Source organism: Klebsiella sp. GG_Kp173 (assembly GCF_040062415.1).
GTDB classification, from domain to species: Bacteria; Pseudomonadota; Gammaproteobacteria; order Enterobacterales; family Enterobacteriaceae; genus Klebsiella; species Klebsiella quasipneumoniae.
Map to the genome: position 1 here is coordinate 123,114 of NZ_JBEAFZ010000002.1, position 16,937 is coordinate 140,050.

The window sequence follows — 16,937 nt, forward strand, 5'->3', positions numbered from 1 at the left end:
GAGGTCGCTGTTTTTATTAAATGTTATACGTATTACATTAATGATTTGTTATGGCACTCGGGCTGACGATCATGCAATAGCGTCTGCGATATAATGTGATCATTGCAGCACTATTTGGCCACTTAATGGCGATGAAGGCGATTTTGTTTCTTTGCGAAATTAAATGTGACCGTATTACATTTATTTTGTTATAGACCTGACAAAGCGGCAGAGTTGTCAAATTGTAAAGGGTGTTAAAGTCTTGGGAATAATTGACCTGGCGCATCATTTTGTACAAAAAATAACCGTATTATGGATAGGGTAAAGGACGACAGAGGAGGAACCGTGATGACCGTTGACAGACTATACCGCCACCTTTTGCAGAAGCTCATTAACGCCAATATCGATATTGACGCCTATCTGCAGCTGCGGAAGGCCAAAGGCTACATGTCAGTCAGCGAAAATGACCATCTGCGTGAAAACTTGTTTGAGCTTTGCCGTGAAATGCGTGCCCAGGCGCCGCGCCTGCAGCATGTCATTTCACCGGAGGAAAAGGATGCCCTTCGTTTGGCCGGCGAGTCCGTCGCCGCCGCTGCAGTATGCCTGATGAGCGGGCATCATGATTGTCCGCTGTACATCGCTGTTAACGTAGAGAAGCTAGAACGCTGTCTGACAGGATTGACTTCAAATATTCATAAATTGAATAAATTGTCGCCAATTCCTCATGCCTGATCGGCTGAAACCCAGGGGAAGTGGATGCTTCCCCTGTTAAAGGTTATGTAAAAATCCCCGCGCAAATTTCCCCGCTGGCTACCCTTTAGCGCAGAGCTGACGAAAGGAGAATGCCATGCGTCCGATCCCGCTGCTGTTGCTATTGAGCGCCCTGTCGCTGCCGGCCCTGAGCCAGGCCGCGGCGCGGGTGGAGGTATTGCAGAACCGGCTGGCCCATCCGTGGAGCCTGGCATTTCTCCCCGGCGACCAGGGCATGTTGATTACCCTGCGTGGCGGCGAGCTCAAGCGCTGGCAGCCGGGTAAAGGCCTGTCGGCGCCGATAGCCGGCGTGCCGCAGGTGTGGGCCAACGGCCAGGGGGGCTTACTGGACGTGGCGCTGGCACCGGATTTCGCGCAGTCGCGGCGGGTGTGGCTAAGCTATGCGGAAAGCGACGCCAGCGGCAAAGCGGGCACCGCGGTGGGCTACGGGCAGTTGAGCCAGGATGCCACCCAACTGACGAATTTCACCGTGGTGTTTCGCCAGCAGCCGAAACTCTCCATCGGCAATCATTTTGGCGGCCGGCTGGTGTTTGACGGCAAAGGGCATCTCTTTATTGGCCTCGGGGAGAACAATCAGCGTCCCACCGCTCAGGATCTCGACAAGCTGCAGGGAAAAGTGGTCCGCCTGACGGAGAACGGGGGTGTGCCGCCGGATAATCCCTTTGTTGGCCGGGCCGACGTGAGGCCGGAGATCTGGGCCTACGGCATCCGCAACCCGCAGGGGATGGCGATAAATCCGTGGAGCGGGGCGCTGTGGCTGAACGAGCACGGCCCGCGCGGCGGGGATGAAATTAATATCCCGCAGGCGGGAAAAAACTACGGCTGGCCGCTGGCGACGCACGGCATTAACTACAGCGGCCTGCCCATTCCGGAGGCCAGGGGCAAAACGGTTCCGGGAACCGAGCCTCCCCTGTATGTCTGGCCGGTCTCACCCGGGGTAAGCGGGATGGCCTTCTACGCGGCGCAGACCTTTCCCCAGTGGCAACATAAGCTGTTTATCGGCGCGCTGAAGGAGACGTCGCTGATTGTTCTGGCGGTGGACGGCAATCAGGTCCGCGAGGAGGGGCGCCTGCTGGAGGCGCGCGGGAAACGCATCCGCGACGTTCGCGTGGGACCCGACGGCTATCTGTATGTGTTAACCGACGAGTCTAACGGCGAGCTATTGCGGCTGAGTCCGGAGAAGTAGCGTCAGGTGACCGGGATCTGCACCACTTCGCGCCAGGCGGGACGCTGGCTAATCTGCTGATACCAGCGCTGCAGATGGGGCCGCGGTTGCCAGCTGTCGAGGATCGACAACAGGTTGTAGACGAAGGGGGCGACGGCAATATCGCCAAGGCCGAACTGCTCGCCAGAGAGCCACGGCATTTTGGCCAGTTCGTCATCCAGCATGGCGAATAGCGCTTCGCAGGCGCTGATCCCCGCGGCGATCGCCGCCGGGTCGCGTTGCTCCGGCGGCGTCCTCACCAGGCCCATTAACACCGGGCGATGAGCGGGAGAGAGGGTGCCGTTGGACCAGTCCATCCACTTTTCGCCTTGCGCGCGCTGCGCCGGCGCGGCCAGCCACAGACGGTCAACGCCATACTGGGCGGCAAGGTAGCGAATAATCGTATTTGATTCCCACAACACCACCCCGGTGGCATCGTCCTTTAACAGCGGCACCAGCCCGTTGGGGTTCATCGCCAGATATTCCGGGTCATGATTGAGACCAAACTCCAGCCCGGCGAGGATCTGCTCATACGGCAGATCCAGCTCCTCCAGCACCCAGCGCACTTTCTTCACGTTGGTCGAATTATTACGTCCCCACAGTGTAATCATTTTCGCTCCTGAGTTTGTTTCACTGCCGTTGCAGCGCGATCGGCGATCATGTTGGGATAAAGTTAATATTTAGGCAATCACGATCAAAAAAATTGTTCTGATTAAAGCACGGCGGCATGTTATTGCGTAAACTTTAAAAACTTTACCAACTCGCTGTTTCTTTAAGGTCATTTGTACGCTTTACTCACCGGTTGCTGCGGCGCGGTCAGAGTGGCGCGGCATATTTTGTTTGGAAAGGATACTTGGGTGGCTCTTATGATGCATGACGCTTTTTCCCTTCGCGGCCTCGCGGCAGGTTGCGCGCTGTTATTTCTTGTCGCACCTGCGGTGCAGGCTGCAGAACAACTCCCCGACGCCCCTTCGATTGACGCTCGCGCCTGGATCCTGATGGACTACGCCAGCGGGAAGGTGCTGAGCGAAGGCAATGCCGATGAAAAACTCGACCCGGCCAGTCTGACGAAGATCATGACCAGCTACGTGGTGGGGCAGGCGATAAAAGCGGGAAAAATTAAACTGACCGATATGGTGACCGTCGGGCGCGATGCCTGGGCGACCGGCAACCCGGCGCTGCGCGGCTCATCGGTGATGTTCCTCAAGCCCGGCATGCAGGTTTCCGTGGAAGATCTGAACAAAGGGGTCATCATTCAGTCCGGTAACGACGCCAGCATTGCCATTGCGGACTACGTGGCGGGCAGCCAGGATGCTTTCGTCAGCCTGATGAACGGCTACGCCAAAAAAATGGGGCTGACCAACACCACCTTTATGACCGTTCACGGCCTTGATGCGCCGGGGCAGTTCAGTACCGCTCGCGATATGGCGTTGTTGACCAAAGCGATGATCCACGATGTACCGGAAGAGTACGCGGTACATAAAGAGAAAGAGTTCACCTTTAATAAAATTCGTCAGCCAAACCGTAACCGTCTGCTGTGGAGCACCAACCTCAATGCCGATGGTGTGAAAACCGGGACCACCGCCGGAGCCGGCTATAACCTGGTTTCTTCGGCCACGCAGGGCGATATGCGTCTGATTGCCGTGGTGCTGGGGACCAAAACCGACCGCATTCGTTTTAACGAGTCAGAAAAACTGCTGACCTGGGGCTTCCGCTTCTATGAAACCGTGACGCCGATTAAACCGGATGCCACCTTCGTCACTCAGCGCGTGTGGTTTGGCGACAGCAGCGAAGCGAAACTGGGGGCTGGCGAAGCGGGCTCTATCACCCTGCCGAAGGGGCAGCTGAAAAACCTGAAAGCCAGCTACACCTTAAACCAGCCGCAGCTTACCGCGCCGCTGGAGAAGGGGCAGGTGGTCGGGACTATCGACTTTAAGCTGAATGATAAAACCATCGAGCAGCGCCCGCTGATCGTCATGGAGCCGGTGAAAGAAGGTGGCTTCTTCAGCCGAATGATCGACTTCGTACTGATGAAATTGCACGGCTGGTTCGGCAGCTGGTTCTCCTGATGTCATGACCGCGCCCGGCGGGGCGCGGTCCGTTCATGTTCAGTACAGCAGCGAAATCTGCTGCGCCTTCGCCAGCGCGACCAGCTCGTCATCCGGGCAGATATCGCTGGCGATCACATCAAACTTTGCTAACGCCCCCATGCGCGCCGGACGCACTTTGCCAAACTTGCTGTGGTCTACCACCAGCACGTGGTAGCGCGCGTGTCGCATCGCCCAGTGCTTGACCGGCAGTTCCTCCAGGTTATAGCAGGTTGCCCCTTGCTCGCAGTCAATGCCCGCCGCCGAGTAAAAGGCGATGTCAGGGCTCAGATGGCTGAGGGTATCCTCAAGGCTCAGCGGCATAAAAATCGCGTTGCTGGCATGAAATTCCCCACCGCACAGGACCGCGCGGCACTGGGGCTTTTCCTGCAGGGCCAGAAAGGTGTTCAGGGAGTAGCAGACGCCGGTGAAGGGCAGGGCGTCGTCAATGGCGTCGATGATCCACGGGGTGGTGGTCCCGCAGTCGAAGAAGGCCATCTGATGGGCCTCCAGCAGCGCGGCCGCATGGCGGGCGGCACGGCGTTTTTCTTCGACCAGCCGGGTTTTTTGGTCGCTGAGCAGGTAATGGGTGGCGCTGCGCGGCTCCAGCACAATGTATCCGCCGAGCAGCACGACCGGACCGCTGTGGCCGTTGAGGTCGCGACGAATGGTCATTTCCGACACCCCGAGCAGGGAGGCCGCTTCTTTCAGATGCAGCCTATCGCTGCGCTTGAGTGCCTGAATGAGCTGACTGATGCGTTCGTCACGGCGAGTTTCCATATTCCCTCTGCGCTAAAATCGCCCTGCGGAGGCAGGTCGTTAGCGGGATTTTACCTGTCGCTTGCGGGTTAGTCACGCGGTCGCCGCCGCGACGGTCGGCGTTTAGCCGCGCACCCAGCCTTTGCGGATCGGCAGGGAGAAGCAGAGGCGATAGAGGCGCTGCAGCTGACGGTACAGCGCCGAGCCGACAGTATGCCAGATTAGCGCCGCGCCAAGACAGCCGCACATCCCGGCCAGCAGGCCGCCGACCATGTCCAGCGGCCAGTGGACGCCGAGATAGACGCGGGACCACGCGATGGCGGCGGCAAGGGCCATCAGCAGGGCGCCGGACCAGACGCGGTGCCAGAACAGGAAGGCCAGGGCAAAGGTAAAGCTGACGGTGCCGTGGTCGCTGGGGAAGGAATCGTCCGCCGCGTGGTGCAGGAAGTTATAGCCCACGCCAGCGACAAACGGCCGATCGTGCGGATAGAGGTGGCCGATCGCCCATGAGACGGTCAGGCTGATGGTCAGCGCCAGCATCAGCTTAAACACCATCTGCCGCTGGGCAGGCCCCCACAGCCACAAGGTCACCACCAGCAGGGGTACGATCAGAATCAGATCTTTAGCGATGAAAATCGCCACCTCAATGGCCCACTGCGGCGAGGCCGGGGTCGCGTTGAGCAGGGCGAACAGCGCGTAGTTAATATTTTCCAGCATAGACTTCCAGGCTCGTTGGTCCGATAGCAAATAAGCCGCCTACCCTAAATAAAAGCGGTGCGGAGATAAAGCAGTATTGTCTTAAATATCAGGTTGTTAAGAAATGTCGCCTTCTGAGGTGCGGCGCTAACCCCCTGAAAAGCGTCAGTATATCCTTTGTCACATGGCTGAAACATAAACGGAATATATACGCAGAGTGAATTGCTAAGACGAGCCCTGACGCTGGCGCGAAACTCGCAATATTGTGCGGTGTCACCCACAATTCACTATCTCCGCGCCGGGAGTTTCATTACACTTTGCGCGATTTTTGATAGATAAGAGATTTCATGCAAAATTATTCGCTTTCAGGTCGCCGCCTCGGAAGGCAGGCGCTGCTGTTCCCGCTATGTCTGGTGCTGTACGAGTTTTCCACCTATATCGGCAACGATATGATCCAGCCGGGTATGCTGGCCGTGGTTCAGGAATTTCAGGTGGGCAACGAGTGGGTACCCACCTCGATGACCGCTTATCTGGCCGGCGGCATGTTTCTACAGTGGCTGCTGGGGCCGCTGTCGGACCGTATTGGCCGCCGTCCGGTGATGTTGACCGGGGTGGTGTGGTTTATCGTCACCTGCCTGGCGACGCTGCTGGCGCAGACCATTGAACAGTTCACCCTGCTGCGCTTCCTGCAGGGGATCAGCCTGTGCTTTATCGGCGCGGTCGGCTACGCGGCGATCCAGGAGTCCTTTGAGGAGGCGGTGTGTATTAAAATCACCGCCCTGATGGCCAACGTGGCGCTGATTGCCCCGCTGCTGGGGCCGCTGGTGGGCGCCGCCTGGGTGCATATCCTGCCGTGGGAGATGATGTTCGTGCTGTTCGCCGTGCTGGCGGCTATCTCGTTTGTCGGCCTGCAGCGGGCGATGCCGGAAACCGCGACGCGACTGGGTGAAAAGCTGTCGGTCAAAGAGCTGGGCCGCGACTATCGGCTGGTGCTGAAGAACCTGCGCTTCGTCGCCGGCGCGCTGGCTACCGGCTTTGTCAGCCTGCCGCTGCTGGCGTGGATCGCCCAGTCGCCGGTGATTATTATCAGCGGCGAACAGGCGACAAGCTATGAGTATGGCATGCTGCAGGTGCCGATTTTCGGCGCGCTGATTGCCGGCAACCTGGTGCTGGCGCGCCTGACTTCGCGCCGTACCGTGCGCTCGCTGATTATCATGGGCGGCTGGCCTATCTTGTTTGGCCTGCTCCTCTCCGCGGCGGCGACGGTGGTCTCTTCCCACGCCTATCTGTGGATGACCGCCGGTCTGAGCTTCTACGCCTTCGGGATTGGCCTGGCGAACGCCGGCCTGGTGCGCTTAACCCTGTTCGCCAGCGAAATGAGCAAAGGCACGGTTTCGGCGGCGATGGGGATGCTGCAGATGCTGATCTTCACCGTCGGCATCGAGCTCAGCAAACATGCTTACGAGCTCGGCGGCAACGGGCTGTTCAGCCTGTTTAACCTGTTGGGCGGGGTACTGTGGCTGGGGCTGATGATCTACTTCCTGAAAGATAAAAGCGTCGGCAATTCGCAGCAGGGATAACCGGTTGAAAACCCGGATGCGCTCGCATCCGGGTCTTATCAGGCGAATGGCGCTTCGCGATCCAATACCTTATCGATAATCTGCAGAACACCCTCTTCGTTATTGTGCGGCGCGTGATAGCGGGCGACGGCTTTGACGTCTTCCCGGGCGTTGGCCATGGCGAAGCCAAATCCGGCGTGCTGCAGCATTTCGATATCGTTGCCGCTGTCGCCGAACGCCACCACCTCGTGATCTTCAATACCCCAGCGCTGCTGCAAAATACGCAGGCCGTTGGCTTTGTGCACCCCCGGGATAATTAAGTCGATGCTACCGTAGCCGGTGGCTACCGCGGTCACCATGTCCCCCAGCGCCGCGTGCAGCTTCGGCTGAATCTCCGGGATCAGGCGGTCCGGCACGTTGAGACCAAATTTGAGGATGGTGTCATCGAGATGGTTAAAATCATCCACCAGTTCAAGGCGGTGATAATACTTCGCCGCCACCGTCTTCAGCGCGTCGTTGTAGCGGTTGAGGGTGTAGGCGCTGCGCTTCCCGCAGGCGATGATTTCGATATTCGGCAGCGTCTGCAGATGGTCGACCACGGCGTTGAAATGGTGAACCGGCAGCTGGCAGTTGAAGACGTCTTCATTGTCGCTCACCACCCAGCCGCCGTTTTCCGCCACGAAGGCGATCTGGTGGGCGATCTCCGGGAAGAAGGAGATCAGCTGGTAGTACTGGTTGCCGCTGGCGACCACGAAGCGAATGTTTTGCTCGCGCATTCGCTGATACTGGGCGAGGAAGCGCGGCCGGTTGTAAGTTTTGGCATCGCTTAAAAAGGTGCCGTCCATATCCACCGCAATCAGTTTGATGCTCATTAGCTGTTCTCCATAACGGGTTCAGACTGTGGCTTAGCCACCGCGCGGGCGACCAGCGCCGCCACCATCACCAGGCCCAGCACCACCATCATGGCGCTGCGCAGGCCGAAATGCTCGCCGAGGAAGCCCAGCAGCGGCGGCCCGACGAGGAAAGCAAGATACCCGGTAATCGCCACCACGCTGACGCGCTTAGGGGCATCCGGACCGGTATCGCTGGCGGCGGAGATGGTCAACGGGAAGCCGAGCGAGGCGCCAATGCCCCACAGCAGCACCGAAATGCCCGCCACCCAGGGGTTGTCGACGAAGATAATCAGGCCAATGCCCAGAGCGCCCATCACCGCGCTGCCACGAACCACCGTCACCCGGCTGTAGCGATCGATAAACCAGCCGCCGGTAAAGCGGCCCAGCGTCATGCCGAGGGTGAAGCCGGCATAGATCAGCGAGCCGGAGGTGGGGCTAAAGCCGTGGCCGTCCACCATCAGCAGCGGCAGCCAGTCATTGGCTGAGCCTTCGGCGAAGGCCATCGCCAGGACGATGACACCGATAAGCAGCAGCTGCGCATCGCGCCATACCGGCAGACCTTTCGCCTCGCCGTGGGCGGCTTCGGCGGCATTTTTACCGGTACCCTCCGGAATGGCGCGGATAGCAATGGCGATGGGCAGGATGGCCACCAGCGCGGCCGCCAGGATATGCGGGGCGGCGGGAAGGCCGAACCCGGTCACCGCCATGCCCACCCCGGCGCCGAACAGGGTGCCAAAGCTGTAGAAGCCGTGCATCATCGGCAGCACCGTTTTATTCATCTCCCGCTCAACCGCCGCGCCTTCGACGTTAATGGCGACCTCTGCCGAGCCAAAGCTGGCGCCAAAGATGGCCAGACCGAAGGCGAACAGCGGGGCGGAGGCAAGCCACAGCGCCAGGCTGAGCACCAGCATGCCGAGTACGGCGAAGGACATGGTGGTGCGGATGACCTTGCGGGTGCCGAAGCGCTTCACCAGCCACGCCGAGCAGAGAATACCGCTCATCGACCCCACCGACAGGCCAAACAGCACGACGCCCATCTCTGCGGTAGAAAGCGCCAGCAGATCGCGTATCGCCGGCGTGCGGGTGGCCCAGGAGGCCATTAACAAGCCGGGGATGAAAAAGAACATAAACAGCGCCCACAGTCGAAGCTGGAGTGCTCTGCGCGAAGATTGCGTCGTCATCCGTAAACGCCTTAAAGGAGAAGAGTGAAGACAACAGTAGCAAGCATGTGTACATTTGTACATAAACCGGAAGAGGAAAATCATGGCCCGTAGACCGAACGATCCGCAGCGCCGCGAGCGCATCCTGCAGGCGACGCTGGACACCATCGCGGCGCACGGCGTCCATGCGGTGACGCACCGTAAAATCGCCACCTGCGCGAATGTGCCGCTGGGGTCGCTGACCTACTATTTCAGCGGCATCGAGGCGCTGATCGAGGAGGCGTTCAGCCTGTTTACCGCCGAGATGTCGGCGCAGTATCAGCAAAGCTTCGCCGGGGTAGCGAACCGGCAACAAGCCTGCGATGCCATCGCGGAGCTGATCTTCAGCGCCCAGGTGACCACGGCGCGCAATATGGAGCTGATGTACCAGCTGTATGCGTTCTGTAGCAGCCAGCCAGCGCTGAAGGCGGTGATGCGGAACTGGATGCGGCGCAGCCAGCAGACGCTGGAGCAGTGGTTTGCCCCCGACACCGCCCGCGGCCTCGACGCCTTTATTGAAGGGATGACCCTGCACTTTGTCACCGACCGTGCGCCGCTGTCGAAGGCGGCGATCCGCATGATGGTCGGGCAGCTGGCGGGGGAGAGGGCGCAGGAAGAGGAGTGCTGAGGCGGCGTTTCACCCGGAATGGCTAAACGCAGGCAACAAAAAACCCATCAACCTTGAACCGAAGTGGCGGGGTTGATGGGCTCCACAAAATGGGGACATCAAAGAAAAGCAGTGGCATTACTTATGACTGATGCCCTGAGAAAAAGTTCTGCCTGTGGCGGCTTTTTTCGCAAAAAATTTATTGTAGCCCCGGCCAGATGATCACGATGAGCGTCCCGGCGAGGGTGAGCAGCACGTTGGCGATAGCGTAGGTGCCCGCATAGCCGAGCGCCGGAATGTTGCTGCGCGCGGTATCGCTAATGATCTCCATCGCCGGGGCGCAGGTGCGCGCCCCCATCATGGCGCCGAACAGCATCGCCCGGTTCATGCGCAGCACATAGGCGCCAAACAGGAAGCAGATCACCACCGGCACCAGGCTGACGATAAGCCCTGCCGCCAGCATCTGGCCGCCGACGGCGCCCAGCCCGTTATTGATCCCGGCCCCGGCGCTGAGCCCGACCCCGGCCATAAACACCATCAGGCCAAACTCTTTCACCATGTTCAGCGCCCCCTGCGGGATATAGCCGAAGGTTGGGTGGTTGGCGCGCAGGAAGCCAAGCATGATGCCGGCGAACAGCAGGCCCGCGGCGTTGCCGATGCCGAAGCTGAAGGAGCTGAACTGGAAGGTGATCATGCCGATCATCAGGCCGACGATAAAGAAGGCGCAGAAGGCCAGCAGGTCGGTCACCTGGCTGTGAATGGAGATAAAGCCGATGCGATCGGCAACGGTCTTCACGCGGCGGGCGTCGCCGCTGACCTGCAGCACGTCGCCTTTGTTCAGCACCACGTTGTCGTCGATAGGCATCTCGATCTGGCTGCGAATAACCCGGTTTAAGAAGCAGCCGTGGTCGGTGAGCTTGAGTTGCGCCAGGCGGCGGCCGACGGCGTTGTGGTTTTTGACCACAATCTCTTCGGTGACGATGCGCATGTCGAGCAGATCGCGGTCGAACACCTCTTTACCGTTGCGGAAGCTCGGGTCGAGGCGAGCGTGCGCGTCCGGGTAGCCCACCAGCGCAATATCGTCGCCCATCTGCAGCACCGCGTCGCCGTCCGGGTTGGCCAGAATGCCGTTGCGGCGGATGCGTTCGATATAGCAGCCGGTCTGGCGATAAATGCCCAGCTCGCGCAGATTTTTGCCATCGGCCCATGCCACCAACTCCGGGCCGACGCGATAGGCGCGGATCACCGGCAGGTAAACTTTACGTTTGGAATCGGTATCGAGGCCGCGCTCGCGGGCGATTTGCTGGGCGCTGGTCTGCAGATCCTGATGCTGCAGCTTGGGCATATAGCGGGCGCCGACGATGAGGCTCACCAGACCAACCAGGTAGGTCAGGGCATAGCCGAGGCTCAGATGGTCAAGCGACTGCGCCAGCTGATCGCTGGGCAGGCCGAAATGGCGCAGAGTGTCCCCCGCGCCCACCAGCACCGGGGTGGAGGTCATCGCCCCCGCCAGCATACCGGCGGTGAGCCCGATATCCCAGCCGAACACTTTACCCAGCACCATGGCGATCAGCATCGCGCTGCCGACCATCACCAGCGCCAGCATCAGATAGTTTTTCCCGTCACGGAAAAAAATCGAAAAAAAGTTAGGACCGGCTTCCACGCCGACGCAAAAAATAAACAGCATAAAGCCGAGATTAAGGGCATCGGTGTTAATCGCGAAATGCTGCTGACCTAATAATAGAGAAACGACTAAAACGCCAATGGAATTACCAAGTTGTACTGAGCCGAGACGCAGTTTTCCCAGGCATAGTCCTAATGCAAGTACAACGAATAATAACAGGATGTAATTCCCGTTTAACAAATCTGCGACGTTTATATTCACGAAAGCCAACTTCTCGTTTACTAGTAAGTTGTTGAAGGAAATGGTTATTTGGTCTAAGGTTGCTCAGGCGTTCGCGTTGTCGCGAACCTATTCTGGCACCCTGTTATAACCAGCAAAAATATACCCGCTAGTTTAATCCTTCCTGGATGCGGCGGCTAGTGACAATCGTTTTCAGGCTGGCAGGGGAGTTATTGGCATGGATTGCCGAAATGCTTTATCTGACTGGGCGACGTGGACGTGAGTTAGAGGCAACATCAGGAGGATACGGTGAAATCTGAGCGTAGTTGGGCCGGCATTATCTGTGGCTTCGTTCTGTTCATTGTGGTGTGCTTATCGTTGTTGTTACATATGAAAGGGGCCTTTCGCGCCAGCGGCAACCCGGAGCTGGGCCTGCTCTTCTTTTTGCTGCCAGGAGCGGCGGCGAGCTGTCTCTCTCCCGGTCGGCGGGTGCTGCGTCCTTTGCTCGGCGCGATGCTGGCGGCGCCGGTCTGTATGGTGACGATGCGGCTGTTTTTCGTCACGCACCGGACGTTCTGGCAGGAGATGGCGTGGGTACTGAGCGCGGTGTTCTGGTGTGCGCTGGGGGCGTTGTGCTTTTTGTTTATCTGCGCCTGGCTTGATACCTGGCGCAGTCATTCATCGAGCAAATAAATTTACTCAGGCAAACAGGCCAAGGTTCTCTTTCGCCCAGGCTTCGAAATCGGTGCAACCGCCGATGTGTTTCTGGTCGACGAAAATCTGCGGTACGGTTTCAACCGGTTTGCCGACGGTTTTTTCCAGGTCAGCTTTGCTGATGCCTTCGACGTGAATATCCACGTAACGGTAGTTAAAATCATCACGCTCGTTGGTCAGTTTTTCGGCCAGCTCTTTGGCGCGAACACAGTAAGGGCAGCCTGGACGACCAAAAATAACGGTAAACATTGCTTCTCTCCTTAAACCTCAGCCGGATGGCGAATGGCGCTTATGATGCCTGCATTGGCCGGTGAGGGAAAGCAGGTTCTGCCTCTTGCTTCGATGGTTTACGGCTATGTTTGATAAATGTCTTACTATCAAAACCCGTATACTGACCCGGCGGCGCGGCGGCATTGGCTGGCGCGTTGCGTTTATCAACCGGAGAGGCGTGATGCGAAAATTTGCCCCGTTGCCGAAAAGCATTCTGCTGGTTGAGATCCTCGGGATGGGGCTGTTAACCCTCGCCTGGCTCTCGCTTAACCAGTATGTCCAGTTGCCTGCGCCCATTGCCAGCCCGACCGCGGCGCTGGTGATGCTCTTTGCCGGGATCGTGCTGATGATCCCTGCCGCCATCGTCGTGATGTGGCGGATGGCGCAGATCGTGGCCCCGCAGTTAACCCACTCTCCTGAGCCTGAATCCTTGTCTGACAGAGAAAAACGAAATGACGCCGACCATTGAGCTGCTGCGCAGCCACCGTTCTATCCGCCACTTCACCGATGCGCCCGTGAGCGACGAACAGCGCGCGGCGATTATCGCCAGCGCGCAAGCGGCATCTACCTCGAGTTTTTTACAGTGCACCTCCATCATCCGTATTACTGACCCGGCCCTGCGTGAACGTCTGGTCCCGCTGACCGGCGGCCAGCAGCATGTCGCCCAGGCGGCGGAGTTTTGGGTCTTCTGCGCCGACTTTAATCGCCACCTGCAGATCTGCCCGCAGGCGGAGCTGGGGCTGGCGGAACAGCTGCTGATCGGCGTTGTCGATACGGCGCTGCTGGCGCAGAACGCGCTGACCGCCGCCGAGTCCCTCGGGCTGGGCGGCGTCTATATCGGCGGGTTGCGCAACAGCATCGAGGCGGTGACCGAGCTGCTGGAGCTGCCAAAGCACGTCCTGCCGCTGTTCGGCCTCTGCCTTGGCTGGCCGGCGGATAACCCGGACATCAAGCCGCGGATGCCGGCCGCCATGCTGGTGCATGAGAACCGCTATCAGCCGCTGGATAACGCGCTGTTGGCGGAGTATGACGACCAGTTGGCGCACTATTATCTGTCGCGCGGCAGCAACGCCCGCCGCGATACCTGGAGCGATCATATCCGTCGCACTATCGTGAAAGAGAGTCGTCCGTTTATTCTCGACTATCTGCATAAGCAGGGGTGGGCAACGCGCTGATTACGTGTACACTGCTGCTCCGGCCAGGCGGTATCCACCGCTGGCGGCAGGAAAGGTGAAAATGTGTTCGATAGCTGAGGCCCGCCAGAGCGGGTCTTTTTGCAGAGGTGCAGGATGAAAATTGCCATATTATCCCGGGATGGAACGCTTTATTCATGTCGACGCCTGCGCGAAGCGGCGCAACAGCGCGGGCATCAGGTCGAGATCCTCGATCCGCTTTCCTGTTATATGAACGTCAGTCCGGTGGCCTCGTCGATCCACTACAAAGGTCGCCAGCTGCCGCACTTTGATGCGGTGATCCCGCGCATTGGCTCAGCGATCACTTACTATGGCACCGCGGCCCTGCGACAGTTTGAGCTCCTGGGAAGCTATCCGCTGAACGAATCGGTCGCTATTACCCGCGCTCGCGATAAGCTTCGCTCGCTGCAGCTGCTGGCGCGCCAGGGCATCGATCTGCCGCTGACCGGCATCGCTCACTCCCCCGATGACACCAGCGATCTGATCGCCATGGTCGGCGGCGCGCCGCTGGTGGTGAAGCTGGTGGAGGGCACCCAGGGGATCGGCGTGGTGCTGGCGGAGACCCGTCAGGCGGCGGAGAGCGTGATAGACGCCTTTCGCGGGCTGAACGCCCACATCCTGGTGCAGGAGTACATTGCCGAGGCGAAAGGCTGCGATATTCGCTGCCTGGTGGTCGGCAATGAGGTGGTGGCGGCGATCGAACGGCGGGCGAAAGAAGGCGATTTTCGCTCTAACCTGCACCGCGGCGGCATGGCCTCGGTGGCGCAGATTAGCGACGAGGAGCGGGCCATCGCCATCAAGGCGACGCAAACCCTGGGGCTGGACGTCGCCGGTGTCGATATTTTACGCGCCACCCGCGGGCCGCTGGTGATGGAGGTAAATGCCTCGCCCGGGCTGGAAGGGGTGGAAACCACCTCCGGTGTGGACATCGCCAGCAGGATGATCGCCTGGATCGAGCGCCAGGCGACACCGGAATTCTGTTTGAAAATAGGCGGCTAACCGCCGGATGCAAGACTGTCATGGTATGCGGCGCTTTTTTTGCGTAAGCTATGGCGTCGTTTTTCCACTGTAAGAGGTCACAGGCACTATGGATTCACTGGTCGTACCGGGTCTGGATACGCTACGTCGCTGGCTGGATGAGATCGGCATCAGCTTTTTTGAGTGCGATTCCTGCCAGGCATTGCACCTGCCGCATATGCAGAATTTCGACGGTATTTTTGATGCCAAAATTGACCTGGTGGACAACGTGGTGCTCTTTTCCGCCCTGGCGGAGGTGAAGCCGACTGCTCTGTTGGCGCTGTCAGCGGATCTCTCGGCCATCAACGCCAGCTCGTTAACCGTGAAGGCATTTATCGACATTCAGGACGATAATTTGCCCAAGCTGGTGGTCTGTCAGTCGCTGTCTATCGGTCCTGGGGTGACCATGGAGCAGTTCGCCTGGTTCTTCCGCCAAAGCGAGGAGCAGATCTCGATGGTGATCCTCGAAGCCGGCGCCAATCAGCTGTTGTACAAAGGCGAAGAAGAAGAGCCGGCCGCGGAAAACGTGCAATACCATTTTCTTCACTAAACCTGCCTAAAATTAGCGCAGCCACTACCGCAGCGGCTGCGTATTACCCGCTTTTATTCTGTATTTAACCTTTCTTTAAAGCATTATTCACCGCCATTCAGGCCGTTTTGGCTTATCACGTAGACCGTTACTGCATAAAAATTTGATAAAAGGCGTTTTTTTACCTGGGCTATAGCCTCTTATTCTGGCTACAGTTATTCTGGCGATGCTTCCAGTTGCGAGCAACCACTCCGGGAGAGATCCGCTCTCCTTTTCTCAGGCAATGAAAAAATATGCATGATTTTTGCATGCGTAGAAATGCGTATATTTGAGCCCGTAAGTTAACGGGCGTTGAGAAGGAAAAGAGATATGACCGCCTTTGGTAAAAAATGGTTAACAGGTCTGGTTACGGGTGCGCTGATGGCCGTCTCTGCCGGTTCGCTCGCCGCCGAACAAAAAACCCTGCATGTCTATAACTGGTCTGATTATATTGCGCCGGACACCGTGGCCAATTTCGAAAAAGAGACCGGGATTAAAGTCGTGTATGACGTTTTTGATTCCAATGAAGTGCTGGAAGGCAAATTGATGGCCGGCAGCACCGGTTTCGATCTGGTGGTGCCGTCGGCAAGCTTCCTTGAGCGCCAGCTGGCGGCGGGGGTGTTCCAGCCGCTGGATAAGAGCAAGCTGCCGAACTGGAAGAACCTTGATCCCGAAGTGCTGAAGCTGGTCGCCAAACATGACCCGGATAATAAATACGCTATGCCTTACCTGTGGGCGACGACGGGCATTGGCTATAACGTGGATAAAGTGAAAGCCGTCCTCGGCAAAGATGCGCCGGTGGACAGCTGGGATCTGGTGCTGAAGCCGGAGAACCTTGAAAAACTGAAAAGCTGCGGCGTCTCCTTCCTCGACGCGCCGGAAGAGATTTTCGCCACTGTGCTGAACTACCTTGGCAAGGATCCGAACAGCAGCAAAGCGAATGATTACACCGGTCCGGCTACCGATCTGCTGCTGAAGCTGCGGCCGAACATCCGCTACTTCCACTCTTCGCAATATATTAACGACCTCGCCAATGGCGACATCTGCGTGGCGATCGGCTGGGCAGGGGACGTCTGGCAGGCGGCAAACCGTGCGAAAGAGGCCAAGAACGGCGTCAACGTCTCTTACTTTATTCCGAAAGAGGGCGCGCTGGCGTTCTTTGACGTCTTTGCCATGCCGGCCGATGCCAAAAATAAAGATGAGGCCTATCAGTTCCTTAACTATCTGATGCGCCCGGATGTGATCGCCAAAATCAGCGACCAGGTGTTCTACGCCAACGGCAACAAGGCTTCCACGCCGCTGGTCAGCGAGACTATCCGTAACAACCCGGCGATTTATCCGCCAGCGGATGTGTTCGCCAAACTGTTCACGCTGAAGGTGCAGGATCCGAAGATCGACCGCGTGCGTACCCGCGCGTGGACCAAAGTGAAGAGCGGTAAATAAACTCTGACGGCCCGGTAAGCGGGCCGAATCAGAACGGCACTCGCCGGGAAATGGCAGCGCGCCCGGCGAGCAGAAGCACCAGGATGGTGCACATGCACTGTTAAGCACGAAGTATGGCACCGGACCATATGGTGA

At 58.4% G+C, this 16,937-nt stretch carries 18 protein-coding genes; 11 read left to right on the top strand and 7 right to left on the bottom strand.

Features of this window, described 5'->3' with window-relative positions:
* The first annotated feature begins 327 nt into the window (after nt 1-327).
* Nucleotides 328-711: a biofilm formation regulator BssR gene (bssR, locus tag ABLU50_RS02495; RefSeq protein ID WP_004201285.1), complete on the top strand. Its 384-nt coding sequence runs from the start codon at nt 328-330 to the stop codon at nt 709-711.
* A 115-nt stretch (nt 712-826) separates the two neighbouring features.
* The gene (locus ABLU50_RS02500) at nt 827-1,936 is read left to right on the top strand and encodes a PQQ-dependent sugar dehydrogenase (protein ID WP_087832914.1); all 1,110 of its coding nucleotides are present in this window, start codon (nt 827-829) and stop codon (nt 1,934-1,936) included.
* Nucleotides 1,937-1,938: 2 nt separating this feature from the next.
* Here the strand turns inward: ABLU50_RS02500 and ABLU50_RS02505 are convergent, their stop codons facing one another.
* Entirely contained in the window at nt 1,939-2,565 is a 627-nt protein-coding gene (locus ABLU50_RS02505; RefSeq protein WP_017900142.1) for a glutathione S-transferase family protein, read from the bottom strand.
* A gap of 255 nt (nt 2,566-2,820) precedes the next feature.
* Between ABLU50_RS02505 and dacC the strand changes: the two genes are divergently transcribed.
* On the top strand, nt 2,821-4,023 hold the full coding sequence (dacC, locus tag ABLU50_RS02510) for a serine-type D-Ala-D-Ala carboxypeptidase (protein ID WP_004201290.1): 1,203 nt from the start codon (nt 2,821-2,823) through the stop codon (nt 4,021-4,023).
* 39 nt (nt 4,024-4,062) lie between these two features.
* On the opposite strand, the gene deoR is transcribed toward dacC, so the two are convergent.
* Nucleotides 4,063-4,821, bottom strand: a complete 759-nt coding sequence (deoR, locus tag ABLU50_RS02515) for a DNA-binding transcriptional repressor DeoR (protein WP_348864524.1) — start codon at nt 4,819-4,821, stop codon at nt 4,063-4,065.
* A 102-nt stretch (nt 4,822-4,923) separates the two neighbouring features.
* Nucleotides 4,924-5,517 carry an undecaprenyl-diphosphate phosphatase gene (gene ybjG, locus ABLU50_RS02520; RefSeq protein ID WP_048294431.1) on the bottom strand — a complete coding sequence of 198 codons (594 nt, stop codon included), beginning with the start codon at nt 5,515-5,517 and terminating at the stop codon, nt 4,924-4,926.
* 326 nt (nt 5,518-5,843) lie between these two features.
* On the opposite strand from ybjG, the gene kdeA reads away from it, so the two are divergent.
* Nucleotides 5,844-7,076, top strand: a complete 1,233-nt coding sequence (gene kdeA, locus ABLU50_RS02525) for a multidrug efflux MFS transporter KdeA (RefSeq protein WP_023320039.1) — start codon at nt 5,844-5,846, stop codon at nt 7,074-7,076.
* A gap of 38 nt (nt 7,077-7,114) precedes the next feature.
* On the opposite strand, the gene ABLU50_RS02530 is transcribed toward kdeA, so the two are convergent.
* Together ABLU50_RS02530 and ABLU50_RS02535 are read right to left on the bottom strand one after the other, a co-directional pair.
* Nucleotides 7,115-7,927 carry a Cof-type HAD-IIB family hydrolase gene (locus ABLU50_RS02530; RefSeq protein ID WP_017900140.1) on the bottom strand — a complete coding sequence of 271 codons (813 nt, stop codon included), beginning with the start codon at nt 7,925-7,927 and terminating at the stop codon, nt 7,115-7,117.
* Nucleotides 7,927-9,129: an MFS transporter gene (locus ABLU50_RS02535; protein ID WP_017900139.1), complete on the bottom strand. Its 1,203-nt coding sequence runs from the start codon at nt 9,127-9,129 to the stop codon at nt 7,927-7,929. Before ABLU50_RS02535 ends, ABLU50_RS02530 begins: the two co-directional genes overlap by 1 nt.
* Before the next feature lie 82 nt (nt 9,130-9,211).
* On the opposite strand from ABLU50_RS02535, the gene ABLU50_RS02540 reads away from it, so the two are divergent.
* Nucleotides 9,212-9,775, top strand: coding sequence for a TetR family transcriptional regulator (locus tag ABLU50_RS02540; protein WP_087832915.1), 564 nt, complete (start codon nt 9,212-9,214; stop codon nt 9,773-9,775).
* Between the two features lie 178 nt (nt 9,776-9,953).
* Here ABLU50_RS02540 and ABLU50_RS02545 read toward each other — a convergent pair whose 3' ends face one another.
* Nucleotides 9,954-11,639: an aspartate:alanine antiporter gene (locus ABLU50_RS02545; RefSeq protein ID WP_004179131.1), complete on the bottom strand. Its 1,686-nt coding sequence runs from the start codon at nt 11,637-11,639 to the stop codon at nt 9,954-9,956.
* 267 nt (nt 11,640-11,906) lie between these two features.
* On the opposite strand from ABLU50_RS02545, the gene ybjM reads away from it, so the two are divergent.
* Nucleotides 11,907-12,290, top strand: a complete 384-nt coding sequence (ybjM, locus tag ABLU50_RS02550) for an inner membrane protein YbjM (RefSeq protein WP_004201325.1) — start codon at nt 11,907-11,909, stop codon at nt 12,288-12,290.
* A gap of 6 nt (nt 12,291-12,296) precedes the next feature.
* Here ybjM and ABLU50_RS02555 read toward each other — a convergent pair whose 3' ends face one another.
* Nucleotides 12,297-12,560 carry a GrxA family glutaredoxin gene (locus tag ABLU50_RS02555; RefSeq protein ID WP_087832916.1) on the bottom strand — a complete coding sequence of 88 codons (264 nt, stop codon included), beginning with the start codon at nt 12,558-12,560 and terminating at the stop codon, nt 12,297-12,299.
* A gap of 202 nt (nt 12,561-12,762) precedes the next feature.
* Between ABLU50_RS02555 and ABLU50_RS02560 the strand changes: the two genes are divergently transcribed.
* From ABLU50_RS02560 to potF, 5 genes are all read left to right on the top strand, one after another.
* A complete protein-coding gene (locus tag ABLU50_RS02560) occupies nt 12,763-13,050 on the top strand; it encodes a YbjC family protein (RefSeq protein WP_004201326.1) in 288 nt (95 codons plus the stop codon).
* Entirely contained in the window at nt 13,034-13,756 is a 723-nt protein-coding gene (gene nfsA / locus ABLU50_RS02565) for a nitroreductase NfsA (RefSeq protein WP_004201327.1), read from the top strand. Before ABLU50_RS02560 ends, nfsA begins: the two co-directional genes overlap by 17 nt.
* Nucleotides 13,757-13,870: 114 nt before the next feature.
* A complete protein-coding gene (gene rimK / locus ABLU50_RS02570) occupies nt 13,871-14,773 on the top strand; it encodes a 30S ribosomal protein S6--L-glutamate ligase (RefSeq protein WP_004201328.1) in 903 nt (300 codons plus the stop codon).
* Between the two features lie 88 nt (nt 14,774-14,861).
* Nucleotides 14,862-15,341, top strand: coding sequence for a YbjN domain-containing protein (locus ABLU50_RS02575; RefSeq protein WP_017899416.1), 480 nt, complete (start codon nt 14,862-14,864; stop codon nt 15,339-15,341).
* A gap of 348 nt (nt 15,342-15,689) precedes the next feature.
* Nucleotides 15,690-16,802: a spermidine/putrescine ABC transporter substrate-binding protein PotF gene (gene potF / locus ABLU50_RS02580; protein ID WP_004201329.1), complete on the top strand. Its 1,113-nt coding sequence runs from the start codon at nt 15,690-15,692 to the stop codon at nt 16,800-16,802.
* Nucleotides 16,803-16,937 lie beyond the last annotated feature (135 nt).

Bases quoted from the DNA above. Each gene is read 5' to 3' on its own strand.
- bssR (WP_004201285.1), top strand. From the start codon at position 328: ATGACCGTTGACAGACTATACCGCCACCTTTTGCAGAAGCTCATTAAC.
- ABLU50_RS02500 (WP_087832914.1), top strand. From the start codon at position 827: ATGCGTCCGATCCCGCTGCTGTTGCTATTGAGCGCCCTGTCGCTGCCG.
- ABLU50_RS02505 (WP_017900142.1), bottom strand. From the start codon at position 2,565: ATGATTACACTGTGGGGACGTAATAATTCGACCAACGTGAAGAAAGTG.
- dacC (WP_004201290.1), top strand. From the start codon at position 2,821: ATGATGCATGACGCTTTTTCCCTTCGCGGCCTCGCGGCAGGTTGCGCG.
- deoR (WP_348864524.1), bottom strand. From the start codon at position 4,821: ATGGAAACTCGCCGTGACGAACGCATCAGTCAGCTCATTCAGGCACTC.
- ybjG (WP_048294431.1), bottom strand. From the start codon at position 5,517: ATGCTGGAAAATATTAACTACGCGCTGTTCGCCCTGCTCAACGCGACC.
- kdeA (WP_023320039.1), top strand. From the start codon at position 5,844: ATGCAAAATTATTCGCTTTCAGGTCGCCGCCTCGGAAGGCAGGCGCTG.
- ABLU50_RS02530 (WP_017900140.1), bottom strand. From the start codon at position 7,927: ATGAGCATCAAACTGATTGCGGTGGATATGGACGGCACCTTTTTAAGC.
- ABLU50_RS02535 (WP_017900139.1), bottom strand. From the start codon at position 9,129: ATGACGACGCAATCTTCGCGCAGAGCACTCCAGCTTCGACTGTGGGCG.
- ABLU50_RS02540 (WP_087832915.1), top strand. From the start codon at position 9,212: ATGGCCCGTAGACCGAACGATCCGCAGCGCCGCGAGCGCATCCTGCAG.
- ABLU50_RS02555 (WP_087832916.1), bottom strand. From the start codon at position 12,560: ATGTTTACCGTTATTTTTGGTCGTCCAGGCTGCCCTTACTGTGTTCGC.
- ABLU50_RS02560 (WP_004201326.1), top strand. From the start codon at position 12,763: ATGCGAAAATTTGCCCCGTTGCCGAAAAGCATTCTGCTGGTTGAGATC.
- nfsA (WP_004201327.1), top strand. From the start codon at position 13,034: ATGACGCCGACCATTGAGCTGCTGCGCAGCCACCGTTCTATCCGCCAC.
- rimK (WP_004201328.1), top strand. From the start codon at position 13,871: ATGAAAATTGCCATATTATCCCGGGATGGAACGCTTTATTCATGTCGA.
- ABLU50_RS02575 (WP_017899416.1), top strand. From the start codon at position 14,862: ATGGATTCACTGGTCGTACCGGGTCTGGATACGCTACGTCGCTGGCTG.
- potF (WP_004201329.1), top strand. From the start codon at position 15,690: ATGACCGCCTTTGGTAAAAAATGGTTAACAGGTCTGGTTACGGGTGCG.